11 protein-coding genes are annotated in these 12,531 nt (G+C 63.8%); 4 read left to right on the top strand and 7 right to left on the bottom strand.

Annotated features, from left to right (window positions below; all coding sequences use genetic code 11):
- Window positions 1-10: 10 nt before the first annotated feature.
- From ACSVHC_RS17880 to ACSVHC_RS17870, 3 genes are read left to right on the top strand one after another with little or no spacing between them, the layout of a single operon-like run.
- Entirely contained in the window at window positions 11-1,054 is a 1,044-nt protein-coding gene (locus ACSVHC_RS17880; protein ID WP_437770843.1) for an AAA family ATPase, read from the top strand.
- Between the two features lie 55 nt (window positions 1,055-1,109).
- On the top strand, window positions 1,110-2,402 hold the full coding sequence (locus ACSVHC_RS17875; protein WP_437770844.1) for a DUF58 domain-containing protein: 1,293 nt from the start codon (window positions 1,110-1,112) through the stop codon (window positions 2,400-2,402).
- Window positions 2,403-2,458: 56 nt separating this feature from the next.
- Entirely contained in the window at window positions 2,459-3,193 is a 735-nt protein-coding gene (locus tag ACSVHC_RS17870; protein WP_437770845.1) for a DUF4166 domain-containing protein, read from the top strand.
- Between the two features lie 15 nt (window positions 3,194-3,208).
- On the opposite strand, the gene ACSVHC_RS17865 is transcribed toward ACSVHC_RS17870, so the two are convergent.
- Together ACSVHC_RS17865 and ACSVHC_RS17860 are read right to left on the bottom strand one after the other, a co-directional pair.
- Window positions 3,209-4,246 (bottom strand): uroporphyrinogen decarboxylase/cobalamine-independent methonine synthase family protein, encoded by a 1,038-nt coding sequence (locus ACSVHC_RS17865; RefSeq protein ID WP_437770846.1) that lies wholly within the window; start codon window positions 4,244-4,246, stop codon window positions 3,209-3,211.
- Window positions 4,247-4,250: 4 nt separating this feature from the next.
- Entirely contained in the window at window positions 4,251-4,637 is a 387-nt protein-coding gene (locus tag ACSVHC_RS17860) for a chorismate mutase (RefSeq protein ID WP_059387536.1), read from the bottom strand.
- A 78-nt stretch (window positions 4,638-4,715) separates the two neighbouring features.
- Here ACSVHC_RS17860 and ACSVHC_RS17855 point away from each other — a divergent pair, with 78 nt between their 5' ends.
- Entirely contained in the window at window positions 4,716-5,375 is a 660-nt protein-coding gene (locus ACSVHC_RS17855; RefSeq protein WP_437770847.1) for an NADPH-dependent F420 reductase, read from the top strand.
- Window positions 5,376-5,455: 80 nt separating this feature from the next.
- Here ACSVHC_RS17855 and ACSVHC_RS17850 read toward each other — a convergent pair whose 3' ends face one another.
- The 5 genes from ACSVHC_RS17850 to mnmA all read right to left on the bottom strand — a co-directional run bounded on the left by ACSVHC_RS17850 (window position 5,456) and on the right by mnmA (window position 12,410).
- A complete protein-coding gene (locus ACSVHC_RS17850; RefSeq protein ID WP_437770848.1) occupies window positions 5,456-7,165 on the bottom strand; it encodes an ABC transporter ATP-binding protein in 1,710 nt (569 codons plus the stop codon).
- Window positions 7,162-8,196 carry an ABC transporter permease gene (locus tag ACSVHC_RS17845; protein ID WP_437770849.1) on the bottom strand — a complete coding sequence of 345 codons (1,035 nt, stop codon included), beginning with the start codon at window positions 8,194-8,196 and terminating at the stop codon, window positions 7,162-7,164. The genes ACSVHC_RS17850 and ACSVHC_RS17845 overlap by 4 nt, the downstream gene beginning before the upstream one ends.
- Window position 8,197: 1 nt before the next feature.
- Window positions 8,198-9,286 carry an ABC transporter permease gene (locus ACSVHC_RS17840; protein ID WP_437770850.1) on the bottom strand — a complete coding sequence of 363 codons (1,089 nt, stop codon included), beginning with the start codon at window positions 9,284-9,286 and terminating at the stop codon, window positions 8,198-8,200.
- Window positions 9,287-9,401: 115 nt separating this feature from the next.
- Complete coding sequence (locus tag ACSVHC_RS17835) at window positions 9,402-11,030, bottom strand: ABC transporter substrate-binding protein (protein ID WP_437770851.1); 1,629 nt, start codon at window positions 11,028-11,030, stop codon at window positions 9,402-9,404.
- Between the two features lie 258 nt (window positions 11,031-11,288).
- Complete coding sequence (gene mnmA / locus ACSVHC_RS17830) at window positions 11,289-12,410, bottom strand: tRNA 2-thiouridine(34) synthase MnmA (protein ID WP_437774064.1); 1,122 nt, start codon at window positions 12,408-12,410, stop codon at window positions 11,289-11,291.
- Window positions 12,411-12,531 lie beyond the last annotated feature (121 nt).

Raw genomic sequence — 12,531 nt, 5'->3', positions numbered from 1 at the left:
CAATCAGGCAATGAGCAATCAAGCAGACAGCTACACCGACGGCAGCTATGGCTACTCGGGGGGCCCGGCGTCGCAGGTGCAGCCAGCCCAGGCAGCTACGCGGTCCGACCCTGCCCGCAAAGCCTTGTTGGACGTCCGTCACGAAGTGGGCAAGGCCGTCGTCGGGCAGGATGCAACGGTGACCGGCATGCTCATCGCGCTGCTCTGCGGGGGCCACGTACTGCTTGAGGGTGTTCCGGGCGTCGCCAAAACCCTGCTGGTACGGGCTTTGTCCACTGCGTTGAGCCTGGATACGAAGCGCATCCAGTTCACTCCGGACCTCATGCCGGGTGACGTCACCGGCTCCCTGGTCTACGACTCGCACACCTCGGAATTCACCTTCCGCGAAGGACCGGTATTCACCAACATCATGCTGGCGGACGAGATCAACCGAACGCCGCCCAAGACCCAGGCGTCGTTGCTGGAAGCCATGGAGGAGCGCCAGGTATCGGTGGACGGAGTCTCCCGGCCCTTGCCGTCGCCGTTCATTGTTGCCGCCACGCAGAACCCTGTCGAGTATGAGGGCACCTATCCCCTGCCCGAGGCGCAGCTGGACCGCTTCCTGCTCAAACTCTCCATGCCGCTGCCCGGACGTGCCGAAGAGATCGAAGTGGTCCGCAGGCATTCGGAAGGTTTTGATCCGCGGAATTTGCTGGCTGCGGGAGTCCGGCCAGTAGCGGGCGTCGCCGAACTCCAGAATGCCCGTGACGCGGTGGCCGAAGTGACAGTGGCCCCCGAGATCCTCGGCTACATTGTGGATGTCGTGCGAGCGACGCGGGCGGCGCCGTCGTTCCAGCTGGGAGTCTCCCCGCGTGGCGCCACAGCGCTGCTCAACACCTCGCGTGCCTGGGCATGGTTGTCCGGACGCAACTTCGTCACCCCCGACGACGTCAAAGCACTCTCTCTGCCGTGTTTGAGGCACCGTGTAGGTCTTCGACCCGAAGCCCAAATGGACGGTGTGAACGTCGATGATGTCCTTGGCAGCATCCTGGCCTCTGTTCCCGTGCCGCGCTGATTGGCCTCGCCTCATGACTATCCACCTCAGGACTTTCTACTTCAGGCGGTACTGAATGGCGATCACAGGCCGCTTCGTGCTGTTGGTTTTCGCCGCGTTGGCCCCCTTGCTGCTATTTCCCGCGTGGGCGACAGTCCTTCTCACCAGCGCCGTGCTGCTGGCCCTGGTGTTGTCCGACGTTCTGCTGGCCGCGTCCCCGGCCAAAATCGCCCTGCAGCGGAAGGATCCCGGCAATGTCACCCTGCACGCGGAGACGGAATCCGTTCTGACGTTGGAAAACGGCAACCGGCGGACCTTCCGCGGAATGGTGCGTGACGCCTGGCAGCCCTCCGCGGGGACCGTCGCCCCCGTCCAACGCATCGAGATCCCGGCTGGTGAGCGACGGCGGATGTCAGTGCAGCTGAGACCCACTCGGCGCGGCGACCTGACGGCACCGCACATAACGCTGCGGTCCTTCGGCCCGCTTGGCCTGGCCGCCAGGCAACGCACTGTGGCCCTCCCCGGCCGTCTTCGAGTCCTGCCGCCGTTCCGTTCCAAGCGGCATTTGCCGTCCAAGCTGCGCAAACTTCGGGAGCTCGACGGCAAAGCGGCCGTGCAGATCCGCGGGGCCGGCACGGAATTCGATTCCCTCCGCGACTACGTGCGCGGCGACGACGTGCGCTCCATCGACTGGCGGGCAACCGCCCGGCGCACCGCCGTCGTCGTCCGGACCTGGCGACCCGAACGGGACCGCCGCGTCGTGATCATGCTCGACACATCGCGCACGGCGGCAGCCCGAATCGAGGACGAACCCCGCCTGGACACCGGGATGGAAGCGGCTCTCCTGCTGGCAGTGTTGGCGGAGCGAGGCGGAGACCGCGTGGACTTCTTCGCCTTCGACAGGCGCGTCCGTGGGCGTGTCGATTCCGCGGCCAAAGGCAATCTCCTTGGCTCCTTGGTCCAGACCATGGCTCCGCTTGAGGCGGAACTGATCGAGATGGACTGGGCCCAGGTCCCCGCGCAAATACGGGCCATTTCCGCGCACCGCTCCCTCGTGGTCCTGTTGACCTCGCTCGACGGGGGTGCCCCCGAGGAAGGGCTCATTCCCTTGGTGGCGCAACTGGTGCGGCAGCACGTGGTGCTGCTTGGATCGGTCCGGGACCCTTTGCTGGGCCGAATGAAGGAAGAACGCACGACGGCGAGCCAGGTCTTCCGTGCCTCGGCCGCCGAACGTGCCCTGCTGGACCGTGAGGCCGTCAGCACCCAATTGCGCCAGCTTGGCGCGGAGGTAGTCGACGCCGAGCCGTTGGAACTGCCGCCGCTCCTGGCGGATGCGTACATTCGACTGAAGGCAGCGGGCCGCTTGTAGCAGCCTGGCGAGGAGCCGAGTCCAGATATCAACAACCCCGAATCCGAGGAAAGCACATGAGCACACCCATTTACGAGTTGGCGCTGGGCAGCAAGTTCCGGCGGTTGCAGCCTGAACTCCAGGACTATTTCTCCCTTGCCCCAGGCTCCGGATCCTACGGAATCGGCGAGGGCGTCTTCGACGTGGTCGGTTGCCGGCAGAAATGGCTCCGCCCCCTCCTTGCCACGGTTGCAGGAGAAGAGGCCTTCTTCCCCGAGTACGGCGAGCGGATCCCGTTCCGCATCGAAAATCATGCGCACCTTGATCCCTTCGGACGGTCCAGCCTCACGGCCCGGCGTGAAATTTTCTTTCCCGGGCACACCCGACTCTTCCATGACACCACTGTTGCGGAGGCCGCCAACGACGGCGGCACCCGTCTGGTCGACTATTTGGGCCGGTACCGCAGGCTGGCCACGGCATTGGATTTGGATGTCACAGCGGAAGGGCGTCTTCGCGGCGTCTCGGGAGCCTCGCGTTTGTTCCTGGGTCCGCTGAGGCTCAGCTTGCCGGCTTCCGTTGATGCGAAGGCCTACGCGGAGCAGTGGTGGGATCCGGCAGAAGGCAAGCATCGGATCCAGGTGAAGGTGCTTCAGCCACAAGTCGGCTTGGTCCTGGTCTACGCCGGTTCCTTCGACTATCGTTTGGCACCTTCACTGCCCGCGACGGATGGTGCCGCGCCCGCGCTGACCGCCACTGCCGCCGTCGGGCTCCCCCGCTATGCCGAGCCGGACCGTTGGGAACGGCGCGTCTAGAAGGCCCGCAGCAGGCTAGCCGAGCGCGAGCTGGTTCAGCCCGTCCGCAATCTGGGTCAAGCGGTTCAGAACCTCTTTGGCTCCCGACGGCGAGAATCCGGCCAGCCCGTCCGAGGGCGTGACACGCACGGCCCCCAGGCTCGACGCCGGTAGGCCGAGTTGGCGCCAAGGCCGCCATACGGTGTCCACAAGTTCAGCGGTACGTGGCAGGGTTGCCCGCGGAATGTCTACGGGCAAAGCGCCGGCCCATAGGCGTTTGCCGGCTTCCACCGCGGTGGCTATCTGTTCCCATTGGCGCGTGGTGAGCGCTTTGAGCGGCAGGGCGATGCCGTCGGCTCCGGCGGAGAGGATCTGCTGGATCGGGGCTTCGATTTCCGGAACGGAAACCACGGTCTCCGCCACTCCTGCGGCCCGCAGCGAGTCGATTACCAACCGCCAGGCTCCCGTGACTTCCTCGCCCGGGATGGAGCGCAGGGTGCGGTAGCCGCTCGCCGTGGGAATTGTGCCGGCCAACACGGAGGAGATGTCCGGTTCGTCAAGCTGGACCACTATCCCGGCGCCCGGCACCGCAGCACGGACGCGGGATATGTGCTCAGCGACGCCGGCGGCCAAGGACTCCGCAATGTCCCTCCGGGCACCATAATCAAGAAGAGCACGTTCCCCGTTGTGCAAGTAAAGGCCCGCCGCAAGGCTCAGCGGTCCGCGCAACTGGATCTTCAGTTCCTCGGCGGAGGATTCTTCCGAGCCGGCGACGTCGGCCAGGACGTTGATGTCCATAGCAAGGGCGGACTTCGCACGCCGGAGGTCTTTACCCGGCCGGTCTACCAGGCGCCAGCCGTGCGGCTGCACATCGATGGCCAACTCAACCAGAAGGGATGCCGTCCGGCCGAGGGCGTCCGAGCCGACCCCACGGTCCGGAAGCTCGGCCAGGAACGGCAGGTGCGGGCTGCCCAGCTCGCCTCGGATGATCCGGGCGGCCTCAGCAGGATCCGTTCCGGGCCAAGGACCCAATGCTGTGGCGGTGACCTGGTTCTGCGCGGTTTCGGCGGCCACGTGTTCAGGCCTGCGCGATGGAAGCCTGGTGGCCTTCGGCGATTGCCTCGTGGTGCCGGATGACCTCACTGATGATGAAATTCAGGAACTTCTCGGCGAAGGCAGGATCGAGGTGCGCCTCTTCGGCGAGCCGGCGGAGCCGCGCAATCTGGGCGGACTCACGTCCGGGGTCCCCGGCGGGAAGCTTGTGCGTCGCCTTGAGGACGCCCACTTTCTGGGTGGCCTTGAATCGTTCCGCGAGGAGGAAGACGAGGGTGGCGTCGATGTTGTCGATGCTGGAGCGGATGGAGAGCAACTCGTCCATGACGGCCTGGTCCACGCGGCCGGCGAGGGAGCTGGCGGAAGGATCGAAGGAGTCGGCGTCAGGGAGGGCGTGGTTCTGCTCGGTCATTCCTCCAGTCTAGGGTGTGCCGGCCGGGCCTTGAGGGGCAGAATGGGCATGTCCGCGCCGATGATAAGGAGAGCACGCATGAAAATCGCAGTTCTTGGCACCGGAATGGTAGGGCACACTCTGGCCGGAAAATTGGTGGCGATAGGCCACGAGGTCATGATGGGTTCGCGGGAGGCCGGCAATCCCAAGGGGATGGAGTGGGCGGCGCAGGCAGGTCCGGGAGCAAGCTCCGGTTCCTTCGCGCAGGCCGCAGCCATGGCCGAGATCGTGGTCAACGCAACCCCCGGGATGGTGTCCCTGGCCGCGTTGAGTGAAGCCGGGGCTGCGAACCTGGCGGGCAAGGTCCTGGTGGATGTGTCCAACCCGCTGGACTTTTCCGCCGGCTTCCCGCCGTCGCTCTCCGTCTGCAATACCGACAGCATTGCCGAAACCATCCAGCGTTCCTTCCCCAAGGCCCGCGTGGTCAAGGCCCTCAACACCTTGGAGGCTCCGCTGATGGTTGACCCACTCAGGCTCGCCGATGGCGCCCACGATGTCTTCGTGGCCGGTAACGACGACGACGCGAAAGCCACCGTCGTCGCGCTCCTGCAGGAGTTCGGCTGGCTCCCGGAACACATCCACGACCTGGGCGGGCTCGACGTCGCCCGCGGCCTCGAAATGTGGATGCCGCTATGGCTCCGGATCTTCATGCGCCAGCCGAAGGACAAGCTCTTCAACATCAGCATCGTGTCCGAATAGCCGCAGCCAAAGGGACATGCCCGCCCTTCGCGGAGAAGGGCGGGCATGTCCGTGCTTGTGGATCGTGCTTGGATGGCGGGCTAGATGCCCAGCAGCGCGCGGTTCTCCTCCCGGCGTCGGGCCTGTTCGTCAGGATCCGGCACCGGCAGCGAGGCGATGAGCTTGCGGGTGTAGTCGTGCTGGGGATTGCCCATGATCTGGCTGCCGATCCCCTGCTCTACGAGCTCGCCCTTGTACAACACGCCCACCCAGTGGGAGAGAATGTCCACGACGGCGAGGTCGTGGCTGATGAACAGCGCGGCGAAACCGAACTCTTCCTGGATGTCCTTGAACAGTTCCAGGACCTTTGCCTGCACGGATACGTCGAGGGCCGAGGTCGGCTCGTCGGCGATCAGGAGGCGCGGGTTGAGCGCGAGTGAACGCGCCAGCGAAGCTCGCTGGCGCTGCCCGCCGGAGAGCTCGTGCGGGAAGCGTTCAGCGTACGACGCCGGCAGCTGCACCGATTCGAGCAACTGCGCCACGCGCAGGCGTGCTTGAGCCGGGCTCGGGTGGGTATGGATGAGCAGCGGTTCCGCCACGCACTCACCGATGGTCAGGTGAGGGTTGAACGAAGCGGCCGGGTCCTGGAAGACGAAGCCGATGTCCTTGCGCAGCGGCTTGAACGTGTGCTCCTTGAAGCCCAGCATTTCGTAGCCAAGGACCTTGAGGCTGCCGCCGGTTGCCCTGTTCAGACCTGCGATGGCGCGACCGATGGTGGACTTGCCCGAACCGGACTCGCCAACCAGGCCAAAGACCTCGTTCTCGGAGACCGTGAAGCTGACGTTGTCCACGGCTTTGAACCCTGGCTTGCCGAGGCGGCCCGGATACTCGATGGTGAGGTTCTTTGCCTCAACCAGGATCTTTCCGGTTTGGTGCAACCGTTCGGTGGCCCCTTCGGACGCTGAGTTGCGGCCGAGGTGCGGCACGGCGGCCAGCAGCTTCTTGGTGTAGTCCTGCTTCGGCTCGGCGAAAAGGACCCTGGCGGTGGCCTCTTCGACGACGTCGCCTTGGTACATGACCACGACGCGGTCGGCCAGGTCGGCCACGACACCCATATTGTGCGTAATGAGCACAATCGAGGTGCCGTACTTGTCCCGCAAGTCCCGGAGCAACTGAAGGATCTCGGCCTGGACAGTGACGTCCAGGGCCGTCGTCGGCTCGTCCGCCACGATCAAACCCGGGTTCAGGGCGAGCGCAGCCGCAATGACGACGCGTTGCTTCTGGCCACCGGAAAGCTGGTGGGGATAGTAGTTGACGCGGTTTTCAGGATCGGGTATGCCGACCTTCCGCAGGGCTTCGGTGGCCCGCTTCTTGGCCTCCTTGGCCGAGATGCGGTGTCCGTCCGAGGCGTGGGCCCGGATGCCTTCGGCGATCTGCCAGCCGACCGTGAACACCGGGTTCAGGGCCGTTGACGGTTCCTGGAAGACCATGGCCACGTCGCGGCCGCGGATCTTGCGCAGTTTGGCCGCACTGACGCTGATGACGTTGTTGCCGTTGATCAGCACGGCTCCCGAGCTGATGGCCGTTTCAGGGAGCAGGCCGAGGATGGTCTTGGCCGTGACGGTCTTGCCGGAACCTGACTCCCCGACGATCGCCAGCACTTCGCCGGCTTTGACCTCGAGGCTGACGTCCTTGACCGCGTAGACGTCGCCGCTGTCGGTGGCAAACGTGACTTTGAGCCGTTCGATGTCCAGGACGGGCCGCCCGGATGGCAGCGGCTGGTCCGAGATGTTTCCGATATTGGTGGTCATGCCTTACCTGCTTCTGGTTCAGGAGCAGTTGTGGCCCCTGTGTTCGTGCCGTCGGTTCCTGCCGCGGCCTTGGAGCGGGAGGCCTTGCCTCCAGCACGCTTGCGGCCGCGTAGGCGGGGATCGTTGAGATCGTTGATGCTTTCGCCGACCAAGGTCAGCCCCAGCACTGTGAGGACGATCGCGATACCGGGGAAGACGCCGGTCCACCAAATGCCGGAGGAAGCGTCCGCCATGGCCTTGTTGAGGTCGAAACCCCACTCTGCGGCCGAGGACGGTTCAATGCCGAAACCCAGGAAACCAAGGCCGGCAAGGGTCAGGATCGCTTCGGAGGCGTTCAGGGTGAACATCAGCGGAAGCGTCCTAGTGGCGTTCTTGAAGATGTGCCGGGTGATGATCCGAAGGCTGGACGCACCCAGGACCATGGCCGATTCCACGAACGGTTCAGCCTTGAGCCTGATGGTTTCGGCCCGGATCACGCGGAAGTACTGCGGAACGAACACCACGGTGATCGAGAAGGAGCAGGCGAGGATGCCGCCCCAGAAGCTCGACTGGCCACGGCTGATGACGATCGACATGACGATCGCCAAGAGCAGGGAAGGAAAGGCATAAATGGCATCGGCGATGACTACCAGCACCCGGTCCAGCCAGCCACCGAAGTAGCCGCTGAGCAGGCCCAGCGCCACGCCGAGGAAGATGGACATCACCACGGCGACGACGATCACGGTCACAGCGGTCTGTGAACCCCACAGGACGCGGGAGAGAACGTCATAGCCGCCGACTGTGGTGCCGAGCAGGTGCTTGCTGCCGGGGGCTTCCTGGGTGGGGAACGAACCGGAAGCATCACTCAGCTGGGAATAGCCGTATGGCGCGATGAACGGCGCGAGAACGGTCGAGAGCAGGAATATTCCGGTCAGCACAAGCCCGGTGATGAGCATGCCCCGCTGGAGGCCAACGCTCTTGTTGACGTGGGAAATGACAGGAAGCCCGGAAAGGAAGGACTTCTTCCGTCCTGAAATTGTTGCAGTGCTCATGTCAGTACCTCACTCGCGGGTCGATCAGCGCGGCGACGACGTCCACGACGAAGTTGGTGAATGCGACGATGACGGCCAGCAGCACCACGATGCCCTGGACCGCCACGAAGTCCCTGGCGTTCAGGTATTGGACCAGCTGGTAGCCAAGGCCCTTCCATTCGAAGGTGGTCTCGGTGAGCACGGCTCCGCCAAGCATCAGGGCGATCTGCAGACCCATGACGGTGATGATGGGGATGAGCGCCGGCTTGTAGGCGTGTTTCGTCACGAGACGGAACTCGCTGACGCCGCGGGAACGGCCGGCCTCGACGTAATCCTTGCCCAGCGTTCCGATGACGTTGGTCCGGACGAGTCGCAGGAAGACACCGGCGGTCAGGAGGCCCAGGGCGATGGCAGGCAGCACTGCGTGGGACACGACGTCGCCGAGTGCGGTGAGATTGCCGCTGCGCAGGGCGTCGAGCCAGTAAATGCCGGTGGGAGCGGCAAGTTGGCCCATGGTCAGCTCAGTGCGGGTGGACACTCGACCGGCCACTGGGAGCCAGCCGAGCCAAACGGAGAACGTCAGCTTGAGCAGGAGTCCGGAGAAGAAGACCGGAGTGGCGTAGCAGAGGATGGCAAAGCAGCGAAGGAAGGCGTCAGTGGCCTTGTCGCGCCGTTGCGCGGCGATCATGCCCAGCGGGATGCCGACCGCGAGCGCCACGATCAGTGCGTTGATCGTCAGCTCAAGGGTGGCCGCACCGAACGTCGACAGCATTTCGACGACGGGGCGCCGGTCCGTAATGGTGGTGCCGAAGTTCCCGGTGACCAACTGGCCCAGGTATTCGAAGTACTGGATGATGATCGGCCGGTCGTAACCGGCGTCGTGGATTCGCTGTGCGAGGACATCCGGGGGAAGCCGGCCGCCCTGCGCTGCGGTGATGGGGTCTCCGATGACCCGCATGAGGAAGAAAACCAGCGTCACGAGGATGAAGATCGTGGGAATGATCAGGAAGAACCTGACCACGATGTACCTGCCGAGACCCCCGCCCGCTGATTTACTCTTGGGAGCGACCGCGTCCGGTTCGACGTCGGGCACCTCTATAAGTGTTGTCATTGCTACCTAAAGTTCATTGCCCGCGGATCGCGCGGGGTTTTGCTCAAAATGTGAGGCAATCAGCAATAAGGGGAGGCAAAGCACCTGTTGGCACCCGCCTCCCCCTACCGGCTGCTTACTTTGAAATAGTTCCCAATCGGAACTTGAAGGAAGCGTCAAGCGTCTTGTCGACGCCGTTCACGCCCTTCGCCGAGATGGCAACCTGGGCACCCTGGAGCAGCGGCAAAGTGGAAATGTCCTTTGCCAGAGCGTTCTGGGCGTCCTTGATGGTGGATTCGCGAGCCGACTTGTCCGTGGTGGTCAGCTGCTTGTTGATCAGGTCGGTCACGGCCTGGTCGTTGAAGTGGTTCTTCAGGAAGCCACCGTTCGGGAAGAACGGGGTCAGGTAGTTGTCGGGGTCGCTGAAGTCAGGGAACCAGCCGAACTGGAACAGCGGGTACTCGTCGGCGCGGCTGGCCTTGCTGTAGGTCACCCATTCGGTGGACTGCAGGTTCACCTTGAAGAGGCCCGACTTCTCAAGCTGGTCCTTGATCATGGCGTACTCGTCGCCCGAGGACTTGCCGTAGTGGTCCGGGTTGTACTGGAGGTTCAGCGTGACGACGTCCTTGACACCGGCATCGGAAAGAACCTTCTTGGCTTTGTCCAGGCTCGGCTTTCCGTTGTCGCCATAGGCATCCTTGAACGACTCGTTGGCGCCGAGGAAACCGCTGGGGACGTTGGAGTACAGCGGCAGGTATGTGCCCTTGTAGACCTGGTCCGCGACTGCCTGGCGGTCAACGAGGTTGGCGATCGCCTGGCGGACGGCAAGTGCCTTGGCCGGGTCGGCTCCGGCTGCCTTGGCTCCGAACGGCATGGTGTTGAAGTTGAACGTGATGTAGCGGATCTCGCCGCCGGGACCAACGTTGACCTTGACCTTGGAATCCTTCTTGAGGTCGTCGACGTCGGTGGCGCTGAGGCTTCGGTTCGCAACGTCGATGTTGCCCTGCTGGATGTCCAGCTTCATGTTGGTCGGCTCGGCGTAGTACTTGATCGTGGCGGCGTCGTTGGCCGGCTTGCCCAGGACACCCTGGTAGTCAGGGTAGGCCTTGAGGCTGATGAGCTCGTTCTTCTTGTAGCTGTCGATCGTGTACTGGCCATAGAACGCCTTGGCCTTGATGATGTCGTCATCCGAAAGAAGTTTGTCGGCCGGGAAGACCTGGTGGTCCACAATCGGCGCGGCCGGGCTGCTGAGGATCTGCGGGAAGGTCTGGTCGTTCGCGAGCTTCAGCTTGAAAACGGCGGTGTTGGCGTCCGGGGTGGTGACGCTGTCCAGGTTTTCGAGCAGGCTTGCGGGACCAGCGGGGTCGTTGATCTTGAGCTGCCGGTCAAACGAAAACTTGACGTCCGTGGAGTCCAGCGTGTGGCCGTTGGCCCACTTGAGTCCGGGCTTCAGCTTGACGGTGTACTCGGTGGGCGACGTGAACGACGCCGACGCTGCCAGGTCCGGAACGGGGTCGGCGCTTCCTGGCTTCGAGTTGAGGAGGAAGGAATAGACCTGGTTCATCACCATGAAGGAACCGTTGTCGTACGAGCCTGCGGGATCGAGTGCGGTCACCTTATCGGTGGTGCCATAAGCGATCGGACCGCTGGCAGCTGAGGAAGCTGAACCGCCGCCGCCCGCCGGGCCCGTGCAGGCCGTCAAAGCGAATACGGAGATGCCCGCGAACGCGATAGCGCTTCGCAAGGCTTTTTTGTTCAATGCCATCAGTGAACTTTCTGTTCGATGGATACGGCGAACCGCCGTCGGTAATTTCTTAGGAGCGCATACTCCTGACTCCACGATTCAATCAGAAGCTTTTCTGGTGAAACGTTTGATTTTGTGAGTTGAGACACAAAATTTACTTTTCTTTTGGCGCGAAGTCGGCTAGGCGGACCGCCACATGCCGCTCCTGATATTGGAAGTACCAATGGTTAGCGCTCACAATATTGTCGGCGCATTTCCCACTGCAGGGCGTTACGAGGTCTAGAGCTCCGCGCGCTGAAGGGACCGGGCGGCGTCGATGGTTGCCTGGCCCAGGACGCGGGTGCCTTGGTACAGCACGATGGTCTGACCGGGGGCCACCCCTCGGAGGGGATCGACGAGAGTCACCACGAGGCCTTCGCGCTCGATGCCGGCGTCGTCGACATGCCGCTCGACAGAGGCCTTCGCAGGAACCGGATCGCCATGGGCGCGGACCTGGGCATAGCAGTCGAACTCGGCGCCGGTAGCCACCTCGGCGATGGGCAGGCCCGCCCAGGACACCTTGATCCCACGGATCTCGTCGATCGCCAACAGGGCTTCGGGCCCAACGACCACCTTGTTTTCCTTGGGCCGGATTTCCAGCACGAAGCGCGGCTTGCCGTCAGCGGCGGGGGTGCCCAGCTTGAGGCCGCGGCGCTGGCCTACGGTGAAGGCGTTGGCTCCGGGGTGCTCCCCCACCTTGGTTCCGGCTTCGTCCACGATGTCGCCGGTGGTCATCTCGATCTTCTCGGCGAGCCAGCCGGCAGTATCGCCGTCCGGGATGAAGCAGATGTCATGGCTGTCCGGCTTGTTCGCCACGGAGAGGCCGCGGCGTTCGGCCTCTGCGCGGACCTCGGCCTTGGAAGGAGTCTCCGCCAGCGGGAACATGGAGTGCTTGAGCTGTTCGTGGGTCAGGACGCCGAGTACGTAGCTTTGGTCCTTGGCCCAATCGGCGGCACGGTGGAGTTCGGGATTGCCGTCGGCGTCCTGGATGACCTTGGCGTAGTGTCCAGTGCAGACCGCGTCGAAGCCCAGGGCGATTGCCTTCTCCAGCAAGGCGGCGAACTTGATCCGCTCGTTGCAGCGCATGCAGGGATTAGGAGTTCGGCCCGCGGCGTATTCATCGATGAAGTCCTGGACAACGTCTTCCTTGAAGCGCTCCGAGAAATCCCAAACATAATAGGGAATCCCCAGTACGTCGCAGGCGCGCCAGGCGTCGCGGGAGTCTTCAATGGTGCAGCAGCCGCGGCTGCCCGTGCGCAGTGTTCCGGGCATGCGGGACAGCGCCAAGTGGACGCCGACGACGTCGTGCCCCGCCTCGACGGCGCGGGCGGCGGCAACGGCGGAGTCGACTCCGCCGCTCATGGCTGCAAGAACTCGCATGCTGGCTTTCTGTTGATGTGTGGGGAGAAGAATTGCGCCAAAGAGAGGAAGCGCGCCCAACTATTCTAGCGCCCGCGGGAATCCGCCCCAAAAATGCCTTGAC

The sequence above is a fragment of the Arthrobacter sp. KNU-44 genome, assembly GCF_051843155.1.
Lineage (GTDB): Bacteria > Actinomycetota > Actinomycetes > Actinomycetales > Micrococcaceae > Arthrobacter.
The sequence above is the reverse complement of the archived record's forward strand: the minus strand, read 5'-3'. Positions and strand labels throughout refer to the sequence as shown.

Coding starts and splice junctions, on each gene's coding strand:
- ACSVHC_RS17880 (WP_437770843.1), top strand. CDS start 11: ATGAGCAATCAAGCAGACAGCTACACCGACGGCAGCTATGGCTACTCG.
- ACSVHC_RS17850 (WP_437770848.1), bottom strand. CDS start 7,165: ATGACCACCAATATCGGAAACATCTCGGACCAGCCGCTGCCATCCGGG.
- ACSVHC_RS17840 (WP_437770850.1), bottom strand. CDS start 9,286: ATGACAACACTTATAGAGGTGCCCGACGTCGAACCGGACGCGGTCGCT.
- mnmA (WP_437774064.1), bottom strand. CDS start 12,410: ATGAGCGGCGGAGTCGACTCCGCCGTTGCCGCCGCCCGCGCCGTCGAG.
- ACSVHC_RS17845 (WP_437770849.1), bottom strand. CDS start 8,196: ATGAGCACTGCAACAATTTCAGGACGGAAGAAGTCCTTCCTTTCCGGG.
- ACSVHC_RS17870 (WP_437770845.1), top strand. CDS start 2,459: ATGAGCACACCCATTTACGAGTTGGCGCTGGGCAGCAAGTTCCGGCGG.
- ACSVHC_RS17835 (WP_437770851.1), bottom strand. CDS start 11,030: ATGGCATTGAACAAAAAAGCCTTGCGAAGCGCTATCGCGTTCGCGGGC.
- ACSVHC_RS17875 (WP_437770844.1), top strand. CDS start 1,110: ATGGCGATCACAGGCCGCTTCGTGCTGTTGGTTTTCGCCGCGTTGGCC.
- ACSVHC_RS17855 (WP_437770847.1), top strand. CDS start 4,716: ATGAAAATCGCAGTTCTTGGCACCGGAATGGTAGGGCACACTCTGGCC.
- ACSVHC_RS17860 (WP_059387536.1), bottom strand. CDS start 4,637: ATGACCGAGCAGAACCACGCCCTCCCTGACGCCGACTCCTTCGATCCT.